18 protein-coding genes and 1 pseudogene are annotated in these 17263 nt (G+C 69.5%); 11 read left to right on the forward strand and 8 right to left on the reverse strand.

What is annotated here, in order from left to right:
• Nucleotides 1-113: 113 nt before the first annotated feature.
• Nucleotides 114-779 (forward strand): deoxyribose-phosphate aldolase, encoded by a 666-nt coding sequence (gene deoC, locus BLV31_RS08225; RefSeq protein WP_019291175.1) that lies wholly within the window; start codon nt 114-116, stop codon nt 777-779.
• A gap of 38 nt (nt 780-817) precedes the next feature.
• On the opposite strand, the gene BLV31_RS08230 is transcribed toward deoC, so the two are convergent.
• Nucleotides 818-1570 (reverse strand): LmeA family phospholipid-binding protein, encoded by a 753-nt coding sequence (locus BLV31_RS08230; protein WP_006552374.1) that lies wholly within the window; start codon nt 1568-1570, stop codon nt 818-820.
• A gap of 104 nt (nt 1571-1674) precedes the next feature.
• Between BLV31_RS08230 and BLV31_RS08235 the strand changes: the two genes are divergently transcribed.
• Nucleotides 1675-2292: a type IV toxin-antitoxin system AbiEi family antitoxin domain-containing protein gene (locus tag BLV31_RS08235; RefSeq protein WP_006552373.1), complete on the forward strand. Its 618-nt coding sequence runs from the start codon at nt 1675-1677 to the stop codon at nt 2290-2292.
• Between the two features lie 35 nt (nt 2293-2327).
• Here BLV31_RS08235 and BLV31_RS08240 read toward each other — a convergent pair whose 3' ends face one another.
• The 3 genes from BLV31_RS08240 to BLV31_RS08250 form a co-directional block, all read right to left on the reverse strand.
• Nucleotides 2328-3137: a hypothetical protein gene (locus BLV31_RS08240; protein WP_064061801.1), complete on the reverse strand. Its 810-nt coding sequence runs from the start codon at nt 3135-3137 to the stop codon at nt 2328-2330.
• Nucleotides 3138-3140: 3 nt separating this feature from the next.
• The gene (locus tag BLV31_RS08245; protein WP_064061800.1) at nt 3141-3641 is read right to left on the reverse strand and encodes a DUF2505 domain-containing protein; all 501 of its coding nucleotides are present in this window, start codon (nt 3639-3641) and stop codon (nt 3141-3143) included.
• A 75-nt stretch (nt 3642-3716) separates the two neighbouring features.
• The gene (locus BLV31_RS08250; RefSeq protein ID WP_064061799.1) at nt 3717-4226 is read right to left on the reverse strand and encodes a DUF2505 domain-containing protein; all 510 of its coding nucleotides are present in this window, start codon (nt 4224-4226) and stop codon (nt 3717-3719) included.
• Nucleotides 4227-4249: 23 nt separating this feature from the next.
• Here BLV31_RS08250 and BLV31_RS08255 point away from each other — a divergent pair, with 23 nt between their 5' ends.
• A complete protein-coding gene (locus BLV31_RS08255; protein WP_072740494.1) occupies nt 4250-5344 on the forward strand; it encodes a UDP-N-acetylmuramate dehydrogenase in 1095 nt (364 codons plus the stop codon).
• 143 nt (nt 5345-5487) lie between these two features.
• Here the strand turns inward: BLV31_RS08255 and BLV31_RS08260 are convergent, their stop codons facing one another.
• Nucleotides 5488-6237, reverse strand: coding sequence for an SDR family NAD(P)-dependent oxidoreductase (locus BLV31_RS08260; protein WP_006552368.1), 750 nt, complete (start codon nt 6235-6237; stop codon nt 5488-5490).
• Nucleotides 6238-6320: 83 nt separating this feature from the next.
• Here BLV31_RS08260 and BLV31_RS08265 point away from each other — a divergent pair, with 83 nt between their 5' ends.
• Nucleotides 6321-6998 (forward strand): TetR/AcrR family transcriptional regulator, encoded by a 678-nt coding sequence (locus tag BLV31_RS08265; RefSeq protein WP_006552367.1) that lies wholly within the window; start codon nt 6321-6323, stop codon nt 6996-6998.
• A 282-nt stretch (nt 6999-7280) separates the two neighbouring features.
• A complete protein-coding gene (locus BLV31_RS08270; RefSeq protein WP_064061798.1) occupies nt 7281-8606 on the forward strand; it encodes an ROK family transcriptional regulator in 1326 nt (441 codons plus the stop codon).
• A 15-nt stretch (nt 8607-8621) separates the two neighbouring features.
• Here the strand turns inward: BLV31_RS08270 and BLV31_RS08275 are convergent, their stop codons facing one another.
• Entirely contained in the window at nt 8622-9716 is a 1095-nt protein-coding gene (locus tag BLV31_RS08275) for a tocopherol cyclase family protein (RefSeq protein ID WP_064061797.1), read from the reverse strand.
• Nucleotides 9717-9767: 51 nt separating this feature from the next.
• Here BLV31_RS08275 and BLV31_RS08280 point away from each other — a divergent pair, with 51 nt between their 5' ends.
• From BLV31_RS08280 to BLV31_RS08305, 6 genes are all read left to right on the forward strand, one after another.
• Nucleotides 9768-11096 carry an MFS transporter gene (locus tag BLV31_RS08280; protein ID WP_231413340.1) on the forward strand — a complete coding sequence of 443 codons (1329 nt, stop codon included), beginning with the start codon at nt 9768-9770 and terminating at the stop codon, nt 11094-11096.
• Between the two features lie 5 nt (nt 11097-11101).
• Entirely contained in the window at nt 11102-12004 is a 903-nt protein-coding gene (locus tag BLV31_RS08285; protein ID WP_064061795.1) for an alpha/beta fold hydrolase, read from the forward strand.
• The gene (gene mshA, locus BLV31_RS08290) at nt 12001-13335 is read left to right on the forward strand and encodes a D-inositol-3-phosphate glycosyltransferase (RefSeq protein WP_064061794.1); all 1335 of its coding nucleotides are present in this window, start codon (nt 12001-12003) and stop codon (nt 13333-13335) included. Before BLV31_RS08285 ends, mshA begins: the two co-directional genes overlap by 4 nt.
• A complete protein-coding gene (locus tag BLV31_RS08295) occupies nt 13332-13886 on the forward strand; it encodes a type III secretion system chaperone family protein (RefSeq protein ID WP_064061793.1) in 555 nt (184 codons plus the stop codon). Before mshA ends, BLV31_RS08295 begins: the two co-directional genes overlap by 4 nt.
• 444 nt (nt 13887-14330) lie before the next feature.
• The gene (locus BLV31_RS08300; RefSeq protein ID WP_006552360.1) at nt 14331-14660 is read left to right on the forward strand and encodes a transglycosylase family protein; all 330 of its coding nucleotides are present in this window, start codon (nt 14331-14333) and stop codon (nt 14658-14660) included.
• Nucleotides 14661-14908: 248 nt separating this feature from the next.
• Complete coding sequence (locus BLV31_RS08305; RefSeq protein WP_064061792.1) at nt 14909-16495, forward strand: AMP-binding protein; 1587 nt, start codon at nt 14909-14911, stop codon at nt 16493-16495.
• Between the two features lie 122 nt (nt 16496-16617).
• Here the strand turns inward: BLV31_RS08305 and BLV31_RS24990 are convergent, their stop codons facing one another.
• Together BLV31_RS24990 and BLV31_RS08310 are read right to left on the reverse strand one after the other, a co-directional pair.
• Nucleotides 16618-16791: a type II toxin-antitoxin system RelE/ParE family toxin gene (locus BLV31_RS24990; RefSeq protein WP_169847081.1), complete on the reverse strand. Its 174-nt coding sequence runs from the start codon at nt 16789-16791 to the stop codon at nt 16618-16620.
• 95 nt (nt 16792-16886) lie between these two features.
• Nucleotides 16887-17210, reverse strand: a pseudogene (locus BLV31_RS08310) (FAD-dependent oxidoreductase); the annotation flags it as partial.
• Between the last annotated feature and the right edge of the window lie 53 nt (nt 17211-17263).

Here is a 17263-nt window from a genome sequence, read left to right on the forward strand (position 1 = left end):
CAACTGCGACGAGAAGCGCGATCACCAGGATTTCCATGGGAATCGACTACCCGGCACGGGGCGAAGCCTGCTGAGCACGGCCGTCGGATCTCGCCGTGTGGAAAGCTGCAGTCATGTCCGGAACTACGTTGACCCGCGCGCAGGTCGCGTCGATGATCGACCACACCCTCCTCAAGCCCGAAGCGTCCTCGCAGGACGTGCGGGCCCTCGTCGACGAAGCCGTCGAACTCGGCGTGTACGCGGTGTGCGTGTCGCCGTCGATGCTGCCCCTGCGGGCCGAGGGGGTCACGGTCGCGACGGTCGTCGGTTTCCCTTCCGGCAAGCACCATTCCCTCATCAAGGGCGCCGAGGCGCGACTCGCCGTCGACGAGGGCGCACGCGAGATCGACATGGTGATCGACGTGGGCGCAGCGGTGGCCGGCGACTACAACGCCGTCCTCGCCGACATCCTCACCGTGCGTGAAGCGATCGGTTTCGACCCTGTCCTCAAGGTCATCATCGAATCCGCGGTGCTCTCCGACGAGGCGATCGTCGAGGTGTGCCGCGCCGCGGAGAAGGCCGGGGCGAACTTCGTGAAGACCTCCACCGGTTTCCATCCCGCGGGTGGCGCCACCACCCACGCGGTCGCGCTCATGGCGGAGACGGTGGGCGGCAAGCTCGGCATCAAGGCGAGCGGCGGCATCCGCACCGCCGAGGACGCGGTCGCAATGATCGAGGCCGGAGCGACGCGACTCGGACTGTCCGGCAGCCGCGCGGTGCTGGACGGGCTCCAGAGCTGACGACAGCTCTCGACGGTCTGCCGGACCGGCCTCCTCGCTCACGACAGGAGGCCGCAGCTGCCCTCCTGTTGTTGCTGCTGCTGTCCCTGCGGGGCCTCCGGCAGCACGAAGCGGCCACCCTCGAGGCGGAGATCGATACCGCTGTCGGTGACGTTCACCTCGGTGGCCTGCATACCTAGCGGGTACTGCTGCAGACCCGAGGTCAGGATCTCCACGACGCCGTCGACGAGGGCCGTCGGGAGCCCGATGCCGAGGATCGTCGCGTCGGTCGTCTCGACCGTCACCACACCGCCGTTCACCACCGGTCGCGCGGTGAACTCCGCGAGACCCTGGCCGCCGACCGTGAACGTCAGGGTGCCCGCGTTCTCGTCGGCCATGACATCGGTGACGAGGCCGCCGACCGACTGGCTCTGCACGGTCGCGAGGATCCCGGAGGTGGGCCACGAGACGTCAGCACTCGAGCTGCCGATGGTGCCGGCGCCCTCGGCGGAGTCGCGCAGGTCGACGTCGTTGACCTCGGCGTGCACCTGCATCTGCTGGGCCGGACCGAAGGCGGTGTCGTCGCTGTCGAGAGCAACCGAGGGAACCTGCCGGTCGAGCAGCTGGAGCAACACCGGCTTCCAGCTCAGGTCGACGTCGACTCCCGTGCCGAGCTCGCTCTCGAAGGACTGGGCGAGGCAGGCCGTCGCGCGGTTGCGGACGTAGACCTCCGCGCCCACCAGGACTGCGACCAGCGCCGCGACGAGAACGACGGCGATCGTGACGGTGCGGTTGCGCTTCCGTTGCGTCATGGTCGCCGATTCTCCCGGACGACGCTGAGGATCGACTGAGCACACGGCCACAGGATGAGGAAAATATGTGAGGTGTACCACATTCTTCGGCTACGCTGGGCGCCATGACAGGGTGGACGGATTCAGGTTACGACGCAACCGGGCGGGCCGATGCCGACGACTCGCTGCGGCGCCTCGCCGCCACACAAGCCGGGTTCTTCACCGCACGCCAGGCCGTCGGTCACGGAATAGCAGCTCACGACTTCGCGGAACGCATCGAGGCGGGACTGTGGATCCGCGTCGAGACCGAACTGTTCCGCCTCAGCGACAGCCCACGGACGAAGTTCGACGAGTTCGCCCAATGGTGCACCTGGTACGAGGGGGAAGCGGTCGTCTCGCACCAGAGCGCCGCCGACCTGCACGGCATGGGCCACCTGCAGCCCCGCTTCCTGCACCTGTCCACACCCGACCAGCGCACCGTGCCGAGCAACCGGCTCGCGCTGCATCACCGGACGCTGGCAGAGGAGGACTGCGAGGTCGTCGGGGCCTTCCGGATCACCACACCCGCCCGCACCGCGGTCGACCTCGCGGCCGGCGGCGTGTCCCAGGAAGTGCTCGACGAACTCGTCGGCGACGCGATCGCGCTCGGCCGGGTCGACTCCGACCAGCTGCACGCCGCCGTGGCGAACCAGCCGGCCGCGGTGGCCGACCGGATCGAGCTCGCGCTCCTCGCCGCGGGCTGACCGACCGGAGCGAGGACGAACTCGGACAGACGGTCTCAGACCGCGACCAGCTCGGATGCGACGGATGTGCCGGCGGGCGCGACCGCGTCCCATGGCACCGTCAGCACGCAGTCACGCAGACGGCGGCGGGGCGGAGACACCGGGAAGCCCTGATCCCGCAGCAGCTCGAGCGTCGCCTTCCATCGGATCCGCGGCCCGAACGCCGCGTGCGGAGCGCTCGTCGCCCACGCCCGGTCGGCCGCGCGGAGCAGCGCGTGGATCGGCTCGCCCGGGACGTTCCGGTGGATCAGCGCCTTCGGCAGCCGTTCGGCGACGTCGGACGGTCTCTCCACGTGGAACGGGCTCCACGCCAGGGTCAGCGAACGGGGACCGTGCTCGTCGAGGAGCACCCAGGCGCAGCGCCGGCCCAGCTCGTCGCACGTGCCGTCGATGAGCAGGCCGCCGGAAGCGAGGCCGGAACGCAGGTGCGCCCACGCCGGTTCGACCGCCTCCTCCGGATACTGCCGGAGCACGTTGAAGGCCCGGACCAGGGTCGGACGCAGGCCCGCGAGCTCGAAGCCGCCCCGGGCGAACGCGACACCGTCGCGGCCCGGGACCACACGGTCCGGATCGATCTCGAGACCGACCACGCGCAGATCGCTGCGGACCCGACGCAGGCGCGCGGCGAGTTCGAGGGTCGTCACCGGCATGGCGCCGTAACCCAGATCGACCACCAGCGGGTCGGTGGCGTGCGTCAACGCCCTCATGATGTGGGGGTCGTGCATCGCCCAGCGGTCACTGCGGCGCAGCCTGTTGATGCCGGTGGTGCCGCGCGTGACGACACCGACGGGTCCTCGATTGCGCACGCGCTACCGACCGGCGAGCCAGTCGGCGGTGATGGCCGATTCGGTGCGGAACACGTCGACGAGATTGGTGAGGATGAGTTCTTCGAGTTTGCCGCCGACGAACGGAATGTGCACCTTGGCCTCGGAGGTGGTGCGGAGCGTGGCGCCATGGTCGTCGCCGAAGAGCTCCATCGTGCCCGTGAGGCTACCCGGACCGCCGGGGATCGAGGCCTGGTAGGTGCCGGTCGCGCCGTCGGTGAACGGCCCGTAGTTCTCCTTGCGCGTGATGACCATGTCCTTCTTGATCACCGTGCGGGCGATCTCCGGCAGGTCGGAACGCGGCAGGACGTGGTGCAACACCAGCGCGATGCCCGATTCGGAGACCGTGAACCCGCGGACGTGGTTCTCCGAGTACTTGCGCATCTCGGTCATCCGCGCTTCCCAGTGGGCGGGGTCGGCGAGAGCCTCGTACACCCGCTCCGGTGGATGAGGGAAGCGGGCGGAGTAGTCGATACGCCGTGCCACGACCGGCCAGGTTACCGCGCCGGACGGCCTGCCCGGAAATCGCGACCGGCCACGGAGAGCTCAGCGGGGGTGCGATCAGGCCGAGTGGTCCCCGTTCAACCACTGCTCGGTGAAGGTGCGCTCCGCGTCGAACAGCTCGACGAGCTGCTCGACGATCATGCCCTCGATCTTGGAACCGAGGAACGGGATCTTCACCTCGACGGTCCCACCGATGACGACGGACGAACCCGCCCCGTCGGTGATGAGGGTCATCCCACCGGTGACCTCGCCGGGCATGCCGTCGACGTGCGCCGAGAACCTGCCCTCGGCGCGACCGCCTGCGAACGCGCCCCATGCCTCGTGACGCCGGATGACGAGATCGCCCGGGCGGAGGCTCGTCACCATGCTCGGCAGGTGCTCGGCCGGGATGGCCTGATGGAGGTCGAGCTCGATCGTGCCGTCACCGGAGTCGGCGCGTTCGACCGCCGCACCCGGGCCCCCGACCTCACTCAGCCGGGTCTGCCAGTACTGCGGATCGACGAACGCCGCGTGGACCGCAGCAGGCGGGGACGAGTAGTTCGCAGTGTGGTCGATAGGGCTGCCCATACGGGGCACGCTACCGTTTGCTGGTGCTTGATCCACGTACCAGGGCCCGGCTCGTCGAAACGGGAGCCACGGTGTCCGAGCAGGTGTCGCTGTCGGAATTCACGACCCTCCGGCTCGGTGGCCCCGCCCGGTATCTCGTCGAATGCACGTCCACCGCGTCGTTGATCGAGGTCGTGCGCCTGCTCGACGAGCAGGAAGTGCATCTGCTGCTCCTCGCGGGTGGCTCCAACCTCGTGATCGGCGACGACGGCTTCGACGGCGTGGTGGTGCGTGTCGCGACCACCGGTGTCGACCTCCGCGACGACCATGTCCGGGTGGACGCGGGAGCCGAATGGGACGCCGTCGTCGCGGTCACCGTGGAGGCCGGCCTCGGCGGCCTCGAATGCCTGTCGGGCATCCCCGGCTCCACGGGAGCGACGCCGGTGCAGAACGTCGGCGCGTACGGCGTCGAGGTGGGCTCGATCCTGCGTCGCGTCCGCCTGTTCGACCGCGCCACCGGCCAGGACTCGTGGGCCGGCCCCGAGGCACTCGGTCTCGGCTACCGGACCAGCATCCTCAAGCACACCGACGCAGCGGTCGTCCTCGAGGTGGAACTGGACGTGCGGAGCGACGGTTCGTCCGCACCCCTCGCATACCGGGAGCTCGCTGTCGCGCTGGGTGCGGAGGAGGGCGAGCGCCGGCCGGCGGCGCAGGTACGCCAGCACGTGCTCGCGTTGCGCCGCAGCAAGGGCATGGTGCTCGACGCCGACGACCATGACACCTGGAGCGCCGGATCGTTCTTCACGAATCCCGTCGTCCCCGACGACCGCCTGCCGCAGGTGCTCGCGGCCATCGCGGCGAAGGTGGGGGAGGACGTGCGCATCCCGCAGTTCCCCGCGGACGGCGGCACCAAACTGTCGGCCGGATGGCTCATCGAGCGGGCCGGTTTCGTGAAGGGTTTCCCCGGCGCCGACGCACCGGCGCGGTTGTCGACGAAGCACACGCTGGCGCTCACCAACAGGGGAGCGGCATCGGCCGCGGACCTCGTGGCGCTGGCGCGGACGGTGCGCGACGGCGTCGAGGACGCCTTCGGGGTCCGTCTGCATCCCGAACCCGTCACCGTGAACTGCGTGATCTGACGGACGGCCCGCCCGTCGCCCCCGGTCGAACACCCCGAAGGCGGTGGCGGGATCGAAGACCAGCTCCCGCCCACCCACGGTGACCGTGACAGTACCGACGGGGGTGGGCGCGACCGCCTCGCCGCGCCCACCACCGCGGTGGGTCAGTCGGTGACGCGGTGGAACCGGCCGGCATTGGCCTGGTCGCGCGGCTTGACGATGATCTGGTCGAGGTTGACATGCGACGGCCGCGACGCGACGAAGCCGATGATGTCGGCGATGTCCTGGGCGACGAGCGGGGTGATGCCCTCGTACACCTTGTCGGCCCGATCCTTGTCGCCCTCGAAGCGCACCAGCGAGAACTCGGTCTCGACCGCGCCCGGCGCGACTTCGGTGAGGCGGACGGGCTGTCCGAGCAGTTCGCCGCGCAGCGTGCGGTGCAGCACGGCCTGCGCGTGCTTCGCCGAGGTGTAGCCGGCGCCGTTGTCGTAGGCCTCGAAGGCCGCGACCGAGGTGATGGTGACGATCAGGCCGTCGCCCGAGGCGATGAGCTTGGGGATCAGCGCCTTGGTGATGCGCATGGTGCCGATGACGTTGGTCTCCCACATCCAGCGCCAGTCGTCCTCGACGGCCTCGGCCACCGGTGCGAGTCCCTTGGCGCCACCGGCGTTGTTGACCAGCACGTCGACCCGCGGTAGCACCGTGGTGAAAGCGTCGACCGAATCCTCGTCGGTGACGTCGAGCTCGAGCGCGGTACCGCCGATCTCGTCGGCGAGCTTCTGCAGGCGGTCGAGGCGGCGTGCGCCCACCACGACGTGGAAGCCCTGTGCGGCGAGCGTGCGGGCGGTCGCCTCGCCGATTCCGGAGGAGGCTCCGGTGACGACGGCGACGCGGGAATCGGGAGAGATGCTCATGGGGGCAATCGTAGTGTCGGGCACCGGATGCCGCCGCACGTCCCGGCCTGCGAAGTCCTTTCCGTGCGGCTACCCTGCGGCGTATGACCACCACCCGCGGTCGATACAGTTCGGGCGAACAGACCCGGATCCGGCTCGTCGAAGCTGCCGAGCGGCTCTTCGCCCGCAGTGGATACGACGGGGTCACCCTCGCCGACATCCGCAAGGCCGCCGGACAGCACAACTCGTCGGTGGTCGGTTATTACTTCGGCACCAAGGAGGGGTTGCTCGAGGCGGTCTTCTCCCACCGGTTGCCCGCCCTGAACTCCCAGCGGGAATCGCTCCTCGCCGAGATGCTGCGGACGCGGGAGACCCTCTCGGTCCGCGACCTGCTGTGGGTGATCATCCGCCCCCTGGCCGGCACGCTCGGCCGCAACAACCACTACGTCGCCTTCCTCGACCGGCTGTCGAACCACGACCGGTTCGCCGAGTGCTTCCGCGTCACCGGACCGACGGGAACCGAGAGCGGCCGCCGGTCCGACACCGCGCTACGGACCCTGCTCGGGCCGTTGCCCGACGATATCGCCGGGCAGCGTCTGCGGCTGGTCTACTCCGGCACCGTCGGTGCGCTGGCGCGGTGTCACCGTGCAGGCGAATCACCCACCACGGCAGAACTCGCCGCACTCGTCGACGCGTGGGAGGCGTTGCTGCTCGCCCCGGTGTCGGCGGAGACCGCGCACGCACGCGGGGACGTGCAGGAAGATTTCCCACCGGATCGGTGAGGATTGGACACGACGCGGTTCGGGCGATAGTTTGAGCGACATGTCAGTCGGCCACGCCTCCGCACTGCGGGTCACCTATGTGACCGCCGCGCTGGGATCACGGCTGCCTCTGGCGCGCGAACTCTGTTGTCGCTGCTGCGGAAAGTAACTCCGCACCGATCCCGCCCTCGTTGTGCGGGTCCGTCTCCGATCATGTTCTCCACGTCGGGGTCTCGGTGCGTCGATCGTCTCCCGCCCGTTCTCCGGTCATCACGTCCGGATCAGCAGCCAAGGATCAGCGCCGTGTCGGTTCCCACTCTCTCGCCGTCCGTTTCCCTTCCCTCGCGGTCGTCCGCGCCCCGTCGCGCCGCCGGTTCCGCCGTCCGTGGATCCACGCGTGCGACGGTCGTCCGTCCCCGCACCTCCCGTGTGTCGAGCCCCGTCAGGATCGTTCCGCCGGACCTGCGTATCGCCGACGGCACCGGGGCGTCGGTCTTCCGTGTCGCCGCCAACCGTGGCCCCGTCTCGCGCGACGTGATCGCCAAGGTCACCGGTGCGAGCATCGCCACCGTCAATCGTCAGGTGTCGGCCCTGCTCTCGGCAGGTCTGCTGCGTGAGCGCGCCGACCTGACCGAACCCGGCGCGGTCGGCCGGCCGCGTGTTCCCGTCGAGGTCGACCACGAGCGGTACCTGACGGTCGGCATTCACATCGGTGCCGTCACCACCGGCATCGTCGCCAGCGACCTGCGCGGTCGCATCATCGGCGCCGTCGAGGTCCCCACGCCGACCGGCGACCAGGACGCCGCGCTCGCGTCGATCACCGCGAGCGCCAAGGCCTTCGTCGGGCGGTGGCACCGCCGCGCCCCGTTGTGGGTCGGCGTCGCACTCGGCGGGCGGGTGGACTCGAACACCGCCGTCGTCACGCACCCGCGACTCGGCTGGGTCGACGCCCGGGTCGGCGCGATCGTCGGTGGCGGTATGGGGCTTCCGGTCTCGGTGGCCGCGCACGTCGAGGCGATGGCCGCCTCCGAACTGCTCCTCACCCCTGATCGCGACGCCCCCGAGGCCAAGGGCACCGGCCTGTACTTCTACGTTCGTGAGACGGCCGGTGTGGCAATCACTTTCGAGGGCAAGGTGCACACCCCTGCCGGCGGTCCGGGTTCGGTGACGCATTTCCCCACCGGTTCGTCGACCCGGTGCTCGTGCGGCGGCACGGGTTGCCTCGAGGCGACGGTGAGCGATCGGGCGGTCGTGCAGCGCGCGGTGGCCGAGGGCATCCTCGCCGACGGCGACAACACCATTCAGTCGCTCTACCGCCTCGCGCGCGGCGGTTCCGAGGCCGCCCACGGTCTGCTCGTCGATCGGGCCACCGTGCTCGGCCGCACCGTCGGAATGCTGCGCGACCTGTTCAATCCCGACCGTGTGATTCTCGGCGGACAGGCCTTCACCGAGTACCCGGCCGCGGTTCCGCACGTCGCCCGCGCGTTCGCCGCGTCGACCACCCTGCCGCGCAAGGACATCCGCATCACCGGCTTCGGCAACCGGGTGCAGGCCCACGCCGCGGGTGTCGTCTCGCTCAGCTCGTTGTTCTCGGATCCGATCGCGGCGATGAAGCGCACCGAACTCTGAGCGATCCCGTCGGATTCACACGCTCGGTGGGGCGTCCGTCGCGTCCGCAGCGGCGCCCCGCCGGTCGAGTTCCGCTCGGGCCCGCTCCAGCCCGCCGTGTTCGAGTGCGGCCGAGTGCGATTCGTCGGCCCACACCAGTTTCCCCCGTTCGTGGACCGTCACGGTCATGCGACCGCCGAGATGTTCGATCGAACCGGCGACGTTCCGTCGTTCCGCGGGCACGGGGACCGGCAGGACGTGTGCCGCTCCGAGGGGTGAACTTCCCGAGATCTCCACGCTCCAGCGGGCATTGCGGCCGCGCAGGTGCCAGCTCTCGTCGGTGACCGTCGCCCGGACCGGGGATGTGACGGGATTGCCCAGCCGCACGATGCGCCCGTCGGGTAGTGCGACGACGACCGCCGTGACCTCCGTGTGCAGCGGACCCGAATGCACCTGCCCGCCTGCGAACGCCACACACGCCTGCGGGTCGGCGAATCCCTGCGCCTGACCCCACCACCACGACTCGGGGAAACCGCCCTTGCCCCAGTTCTTCTCGCCGTAGACCTGGGCGCCGGTCAGATCCCACTTCTCGTCGCCGAGGATCGCGTGCCCTTCCACCCGGCCGCCGAGCAGCCAGGAATGCCAGTACTGGTTGAGACCGGGGACGGAATGGAACACGCTCGACGCGCCGAAGCGGCGTCGCGGCCAGAGCCACAGATCCGACAACCGGATGTCGAGACGGGCGTCGTCGCCGAGATCCATCCACACGCGTTCTCTGTCGCCGCAGAAGACGTCGCCGGCCGATGCGCCGAGCCGATCGGGATCGGACGCGGCCACCGGATGCGCGGCGGTGCGCAGGAAACCCCCGGGATGGGCGGCCAGACCGAGCGTCGCCCAGTGCGAGCCGGGCCCTCCCGAGTCGTCCGCACGGTTTACCCCGCACAGAGCGATGACGACGCGGCCGGTTCCGGGCTGGGTGAAGCGCCAGAAGTAACCCTCCATCGCGACGCCGTGCGCGGCGAGCGGATTCCCGAAGGGCAGATCCGCTCCCGACGCGCGGTAGCGGGTCCACAGGCTCCTCGGAGAGAGATCCTTCGGTGAGAGCCGTCCGTGTCGTTCGTGCACCGCCATGCCCGCTCCGTTCCGTGGATCCGTCCTGTCCGTTCTCCGGATGTACCCGGCATGGCCGTTCCCGTCACGGAACGTGCGGAATCGGGCAGCGATGTGCGGACGCGGGGGAGGTACCTTCACCTCGCGTGGTCGGTCGGCCATAACGTTGACCGGACCGGATCGGACCGAAGAGAACGCGAGAAGTACGTGACAGGAGAGAAGGGCGGCTCGTACCGCGAGTTGTTCGCAGCGCCGGGTGCAGCCGCGTTCTGCCTGGCGGGATTGGTGGCGCGACTGCCGATCGCGATGGTCGGGATCGGCATCGTCACGATGTTCTCCCAGCTCGAGGGTAACTACGCGGTCGGCGGCGCACTGTCCGCGGTGTTCGCGCTGTCGTACGCCGTGCTCACCCCGCTCGTCTCCCGCGCGGTCGACCGGTACGGCCAGCGACGGGTCCTGCCCACGGCGGCGGCCGTCAGTGCGGTCGCCACCCTCGCGATGCTCGCGGGCGTCCGGTTCGAGGTGCCCACGGTGTGGCTGTTCGTCTGCGGGATCCCGGCGGGACTCATGCCCACGATCGGCGCGATGGTGCGGGCGCGGTGGACACAGCTCTACGGCGGCACCCCGCGACTGCGCACCGCCTTCGCGCTCGAAGCGGTGGTCGACGAGGTGTGCTTCATCGTCGGCCCCGTCCTGTCGGTGGGCCTGAGCGTGGCGGTCTTCCCCGAGGCCGGCCCGTTGCTCGGCGCGGTCCTGCTGCTCGTCGGCACCCTTGCCCTTGCGGCGCTGCGCAGCACGGAGCCTCCCGTGCAACCGCACACCGACGACCGTGCGCGGACGAACATCCTGCGCATGCCCGTCCTCCTGTCGATCGTCGTGGTTATGGTCGCGATGGGTGTGGTCTTCGGCGTGATCGATGTCGCAGCCGTCGCGTTCACGGCCGAACAGAACTCTCCGGGCTCGGCCACCTTCGCGCTCGCACTGTTCGCGACGGGTTCGGCGATGAGCGGCCTGATCTTCGGTAGCCGGGTGGGATCGAGTGCTCCGACCCGCCAGTTGTTCGTCGCCACCGGCACTCTCGCCGTCCTGCTGTGCCCGTTGCTGCTCGCCGGTTCGGTGCCGATGCTCACGGTGCTGTACTTCGTTGCCGGATGCGCGATCTCGCCCATCATGATCGTGGCGACGTCGCTGACGCAGCAGATCGTGCCGCCCGACCGGCTCACCGAGAGCATCACGTGGACGGTCGCGGGTCTCGGCGTCGGCGTCGCCGCAGGTTCGGCGCTGGTGGGACAGGTCATCGACCGGACCGATGCCGGCACCGGATATCTCGTGGCGGTCGCCGCGGGCATCCTCGCGGTCACCTGTGCCGGCGGGATCCATGTGCGAGCACGGTTAGAGTGACGCGCATGGCAGTTCGTGAAGTGGCCGGTATCGACGGCACCTCCCTCGTTTATCGCACATTCGGCTCCGAGACGGCACCGGTTCTGGTGCTGCTCCACGGGTGGGCGCAGTCGTCGCGGTGCTGGGGCGACGGGGTCCTCGACGCACTCGCCCGCGACTTCCGTGTCGTCGCCGTCGACCTGCGCGGACACGGTTATTCGCAGGCTCCCGAGACCGGATACGCCGATCGCAGTCTGTGGGCCGGCGACCTCGCCGCGGTGCTCGCCGCCGAGAACGTCTCCGAGACGAACCCGGCGGTGCTGCTCGGTTGGTCGTACGGCGGCCTGGTGATCTGCGACTATCTCGCCGAACACGGCGCGGGAGCCGTCGCCGGCCTGGTCCTCGTGGGTGCCATCACGAGCATCGGCCGTGGCGAGAAGGGCGGACGCGTCGGTGCCTCGATGCGTGCCGCGATCCCCGCCGCGATGTCGGAGGACCCGAAGGAAGCGGTGCGCGCGCTCGGCTCCTTCGGTAACGCCCTCACCGGTCCCGTCGTCGAGGGCAGCGCTCTCCTCGAAGGCAAGGGCGCGGTGTCGCAGGCCTTGTTCGGTGCGAGCCTGTGCACCCCGCCCCGCGTCCGTGCGGCGCTGTTCGACCGGGCGGTGGGCAACGACGACCTGCTCGCCGACCTGGATGTGCCGGTTCTCCTCCTGCACGGCGACGCCGACTCGGTCGTCGACGTCGCCGCGGCGCACCACGCGGCGTCGCTGCTGCGACGCGCCACGACCTCGATCTGGGAGGGCGTCGACCACGGTCCGTTCGTCGAGGATCCCCACCGGTTCGTGTCGGAGGTCGGAGAGTTCGCTCGCGCCGCGACGGCGGAGGCGGCGACACGCGAAGATCGGCAGCAGGGCAGTATGGAGGGGTGACGTCCCAGCCCAGCCGCCCGCACCGCGTGGCCGTGATATCGGTCCACACCTCGCCGCTGGCGCAGCCCGGAACCGGGGACGCAGGCGGTATGAACGTGTACGTCCTGCAGACCGCCGTCGAGCTCGCGCGTCGCGGCGTCGAAGTCGAGATCTTCACCCGCGCGACCTCGTCGGCCGATCCGGCCGTCCAGCAGGCCGCGCCCGGGGTGCTCGTCCGCAACATCGAGGCCGGCCCCTTCGAAGGCCTCGACAAACACGACCTGCCGACGCAGCTGTGCGCTTTCGCTGCCGGCGTGCTGCGCGAGGAGGCACGGCACCCGCAGGGCTACTACGACCTGGTGCACTCGCACTACTGGTTGTCGGGGCAGGTCGGCTGGCTCGCCCGCGACCGCTGGGGTGTGCCGCTCGTGCACACCGCCCACACGCTCGCCGCGGTGAAGAACGCCTCGCTCGCCGAGGGCGACACCCCCGAACCCGCAGCCCGGCAGATCGGGGAACAGCAGGTCGTCGCGGAGTCCGACCGCCTGGTGGCCAACACCGCCGACGAAGCGGGGCAGCTCGAACGCATCTACGGGGCCGATCCCGCGAAGATCGACGTCGTCGCACCGGGCGCCGACCTGAACCGCTACCGGCCCGGCGACCGCGCGGCCGCCCGCGCCGAGCTCGGACTCGATCCGCGCGAGACCGTCGTGGCGTTCGTGGGCCGCATCCAGCCGCTCAAGGCCCCCGACGTGCTGCTCGAGGCCGCTGCGCGGGCACTCGCCGACGATCCCGGCATGCCACTGCGGGTGCTCGTGGTGGGAGGTCCCTCGGGAACGGGTCTCGAGCGCCCCGACGCGCTCATCGAACTCGCGTCCGCGCTGGGTATCGCGTCGCGGGTCACCTTCCTCCCGCCGCAGCCGCCGGACCGTCTCGTCCAGGTCTACCGGGCTTCGGATCTCGTTGCGGTGCCGAGCTATTCGGAGTCCTTCGGTCTCGTCGCAATCGAGGCGCAGGCTTGCGGCACGCCCGTGCTGGCCGCGAACGTCGGGGGTCTCGGCGTCGCCGTGCGCGACGGGGAGACCGGCATGCTCGTCGACGGGCACCGCATCGACGACTGGGCGACGGCGTTGCGTTCGCTCGTCGGCGATCCGGATCGTCTCGCCCGATTCGCGGCGACCGCGCCCGTGCATGCGGAGTCCTTCTCGTGGGAACACACCGCGGAAGGACTGCTCGACAGCTATCGGCGGGCCGGGATGCGCCGCAACCGCGCCTTCGGTACCGGTGAGCATTCGCTGCGACGGCAGCGTGGAGTGTGGAAGTTGCGACGGACGAGGGGAGTCACGGCATGAGCGACCGGCTCATCGAACTGATCGAATCCACGCTGCGCGATCGCGAGCTCGAGTTCTCCGTCAAGGAGGGCGGGCACTTCGTCGTCGAGCTTCCGGGCGAGAAGAAGCTCAAGACGACCACGCTGCTCAGCGTCGGACAGCACGGTGTGCGGGTCGAGGCGTTCGTGTGCCGCAAGCCGGACGAGAACTTCGAATCGGTGTACCGCTACCTGCTGCGTCGCAACCGTCGCCTGTACGGCGTGGCGTACACGCTCGACAAGGTCGGCGACATCTATCTGGTGGGACGCATCGCCGCGCACGCGTTGACCCCCGAGGAGATCGACGCGGTCCTCGGGCAGGTCCTCGAGGCGGCGGACCACGACTTCAACATCATCCTCGGTATCGGGTTCATCACGTCCATCAAGCGCGAATGGGAGTGGCGGGTCTCGCGGGGCGAACCGTTGCGCAATCTCGAGCCGTTCCGTCACCTCATCGAGGAGGAGGCCGGCACGCCGTTCGAGCCCGATGTGGACGACGACGAACCCGGGGATCGGCGCGAAGCGAACGGGTGACGGCGTTGCCGGACACCGTTATCTCCCCGTGAACATGTCCGGTTGGAGAGGTCTGCACGGCCGTATGGTGTGACCATTCCCACAATCGAAATCCGCTGAAAACGTCCGGGAAACGGTGCGTTCCCACGAAGCGACCTGGGGTTTTGTCGATCGCCGGTCCGGTTTCTCGCACAGCCGTACCGGAAAATCGAACCGTGACCTCGCCGTGATGAACCCTTACCGTCGATGTAGGCCCGATACCGACGGGCTTTACACACCGGCCCCGCAGCCGCTCGTTCCACCCCCGCGGGATTGTCGGATCCACAATCTGCCGAGGGGTGGAGCGAGAGAGCGACCGGGCGTGCGCCAGCACCGCACCGTGTTGCCGGCACCGACCGTCCAGCCCACATGTGGCGGACCCGTTGCGTCGGGGGCCTCGCAAGCAGCCGGAAAGGATTCATCCACATGGCAAAGTTCACGATCAAGCGCGCCCTGGGCACCCTCGCTGCCTCCACTGCACTCGTTGCGACCCCGTTCGCTCTGGGTGCCGGTACCGCCAATGCCGCATCCGGTAACTGGGATGCCGTCGCACAGTGCGAGAGCGGTGGTAACTGGGCGATCAACACCGGTAACGGCTACTACGGCGGTCTGCAGTTCTCGCAGAGCACCTGGGAGGCCTACGGTGGCTCGGGAACCGCGAACAACGCGTCGCGCGAGGAACAGATCCGCGTCGCCGAGAACGTCCTCGCCGGACAGGGCGTCGGTGCATGGCCGGTCTGCGGTCAGTACCTCTGACCGCAGCGCCCTCCGGGGTGGCGAGCGCAGCTCACACGCCATCGTGAGTGCAGCTCCAGCAGCTTCACAAACCCCGCGTGCGATCCGTCGCACGCGGGGTTCGTGCTTTCCGGCAGGGGAATCGCGCCGGGGACGGTAGCCTCGCAATCCCCACACAGCGTGTGTGACGGGCTTCATAGCCGCTGCGGTAGTGTGAACTCGACCGAAAGTCGGCACGGCGTGCCAGCAGAATGCTCGGAGGATGAGTAATGAGTTTCCGCAGTCCCTTTCCCGACGTGGACATCCCGGCATCGAGTGTCTACGACTTCCTGTTCGGTTCGCTCGACGAGTCCGAGCTCGATCGACCCGCGCTGATCGACGGCGCGTCCGGCACGGTGACGGACTACCGCACGCTCGTGGCCCACATCGACGCCGTCGCCGGAGCGCTGGCCGCCCGGGGCATCGGTGTGGGGAAGGTCGTCGGGCTGCTCGCACCCAACGTGCCGGCCTTCGCCTCGGTCTTCCACGGCATCCTGAGGTCCGGCGCCACCGCGACCACGATCAACGCTCTCTACACGGCCGGGGAGATCTCGAAGCAGCTCGACGACTCGGGGGCCGTGGCACTGTTCACGGTGTCCCCGTTCCTGCCGCAGGCGAAGGAGGCCGCCGCGGCCGCCGGGATCCCCGATGAGCTGCTCTTCGTGCTCGACGGGGCCGAGGGCCATCCGTCCCTGCGCGACGTGCTCACCGAGGGGTCACCGGCTCCCGCGGTCGAGTTCGATCCGGCCACCCACCTCGCGGTACTGCCGTATTCCTCGGGCACGACCGGCCGGCCCAAGGGCGTGATGCTCACGCACCGTAATCTCGTCGCGAACGTCTGCCAGATCATCCCGCGGATGGGTATCGCCGCCGACGACCGCGTGCTCGCACTGCTGCCGTTCTTCCACATCTACGGCATGACGGTGCTGCTGAACGCCGCGCTGTACAACCGCGCGTCGCTGGTGACGATGCCGAAGTTCGACCTCGTCGACTTCCTCACCTACATCTCGGAACACAAGTGCACGTACGTGTTCATCGCGCCGCCGGTCGCGGTCGCGCTCGCCAAGCACCCCCTCGTCGACCAGTACGACCTGTCGAGCGTGCACACGGTCTTCTCCGGTGCCGCACCGCTCGACAAGGAACTCGCCGGATCCGTCGTGAAGCGCCTGGGCTGCAACGTCCGGCAGGGATACGGCATGTCGGAGATGTCGCCCGTGTCGCACGCAATTCCCTTCGAGGACAACGAGACCGAACTCGATTCGGTGGGTCCGACGATCGCGAACATGGAATGTAAGATCGTCGATCCCGCGACCGGCGAGGAAGTCGAATATCCCACCGGCGACGGCGTTTCGGCGCCCGGCGAACTGTGGTGCAAGGGGCCGAACGTCATGGTCGGTTATCTCGGCAATCCCGAGGCCACGGCCGACACCCTCGACGATGACGGCTTCCTCCACACCGGCGACATCGCCACGGTCGACGGGAAAGGTGCCGTCCGGATCGTCGACAGGCTCAAGGAACTCATCAAGTACAAGGGCTACCAGGTGCCGCCGGCCGAGCTCGAGGCTCTGCTGCTCACGCACCCGCAGATCGCCGACGCCGCGGTGATCGGCGTCCGCGACGACGAGGGCGAGGAGGTCCCGAAGGCCTTCGTCGTCCGGCAGCCGGATTCGACGATCGACGAGGACGAGGTCATCGACTTCGTGGCCGCGCGGGTCGCGCCGCACAAGAAGGTCCGCCAGGTCGAGTTCATCGACACGGTGCCGAAATCCTCTGCGGGCAAGATTCTTCGGAAGGATCTGCGCGCCCTGAACGCCTGACGGGCGCACCGGCGACGTGTGGATCCCCGGGAGATCGTGTGTCTCCCGGGGATGCCGCTGTCCGGCCCCTGCTACGGAACCGCCGGGCCTCGACCTCTCGGGCCGTGGAGGACCCTGCCCGATCAGGCGAGCATGTGTGGTTGTCCCGCTCGGTACCGGTCGGCGTTGATGCGCCGCAAGGGTTCCAGTTCGGGCGGTTCGTGCAACTTGTACAGTGCCGGCGGTGCGGCGGGGGAGTCCGCAGTCTGGAGCAACGCACCCACCGCCGCCCGCGCCGATTCGTTCGCGCTCCCCATCGTCGCGAGGTCGATGTCGTTGCGGACGTAGTCGCCCGCGAGGAACAGGTTCGGGATCGCGGTGTGTGCCTCGGGCCGGTTCGCGAGCGACCCCGCGGGATGTGCTGGTTGAAGCCAGGGAAGAAGCGGAAGCCGTGTTCACCGGGCAGATCGAGGCGGCCGCCTGCCGCGGTGCCGGGGGAGGGGATGCTGCGCGCCTTGCCGCCGAGCGCGGTCGGCTCGAAGACGGTGACCTCGAAGCCGCGTTCGATCAACTCGTGCGCGGCGGCCGGTCCGGCCATCCCGCCGCCGAGGATCGCGACCCGGCGTCCGCCGGAGTGCACCGCCGGTGCGCGGCGGCTCGGCTGTGCGCCCGCCGTGACCGGCAGGGCTGCGGCCCCGAGCGCGCCGAGGGCGGTGAGGACGGTGCGGCGGGACATGCGTCCGTCGGGCTGCGGACCCCGGTGTGGCTGCGGACCCCGGTGTGACATCG

Source organism: Rhodococcus pyridinivorans (genome assembly GCF_900105195.1).
Classification (GTDB): domain Bacteria; phylum Actinomycetota; class Actinomycetes; order Mycobacteriales; family Mycobacteriaceae; genus Rhodococcus; species Rhodococcus pyridinivorans.

Coding starts and splice junctions, on each gene's coding strand:
- deoC (WP_019291175.1), top strand. CDS start 114: ATGTCCGGAACTACGTTGACCCGCGCGCAGGTCGCGTCGATGATCGAC.
- BLV31_RS08230 (WP_006552374.1), bottom strand. CDS start 1,570: ATGACGCAACGGAAGCGCAACCGCACCGTCACGATCGCCGTCGTTCTC.
- BLV31_RS08235 (WP_006552373.1), top strand. CDS start 1,675: ATGACAGGGTGGACGGATTCAGGTTACGACGCAACCGGGCGGGCCGAT.
- BLV31_RS08250 (WP_064061799.1), bottom strand. CDS start 4,226: ATGGGCAGCCCTATCGACCACACTGCGAACTACTCGTCCCCGCCTGCT.
- BLV31_RS08260 (WP_006552368.1), bottom strand. CDS start 6,237: ATGAGCATCTCTCCCGATTCCCGCGTCGCCGTCGTCACCGGAGCCTCC.
- BLV31_RS08265 (WP_006552367.1), top strand. CDS start 6,321: ATGACCACCACCCGCGGTCGATACAGTTCGGGCGAACAGACCCGGATC.
- BLV31_RS08275 (WP_064061797.1), bottom strand. CDS start 9,716: ATGGCGGTGCACGAACGACACGGACGGCTCTCACCGAAGGATCTCTCT.
- BLV31_RS08280 (WP_231413340.1), top strand. CDS start 9,768: ATGGCCGTTCCCGTCACGGAACGTGCGGAATCGGGCAGCGATGTGCGG.
- BLV31_RS08285 (WP_064061795.1), top strand. CDS start 11,102: ATGGCAGTTCGTGAAGTGGCCGGTATCGACGGCACCTCCCTCGTTTAT.
- BLV31_RS08295 (WP_064061793.1), top strand. CDS start 13,332: ATGAGCGACCGGCTCATCGAACTGATCGAATCCACGCTGCGCGATCGC.
- BLV31_RS08300 (WP_006552360.1), top strand. CDS start 14,331: ATGGCAAAGTTCACGATCAAGCGCGCCCTGGGCACCCTCGCTGCCTCC.
- BLV31_RS08305 (WP_064061792.1), top strand. CDS start 14,909: ATGAGTTTCCGCAGTCCCTTTCCCGACGTGGACATCCCGGCATCGAGT.
- BLV31_RS24990 (WP_169847081.1), bottom strand. CDS start 16,791: ATGGGGAGCGCGAACGAATCGGCGCGGGCGGCGGTGGGTGCGTTGCTC.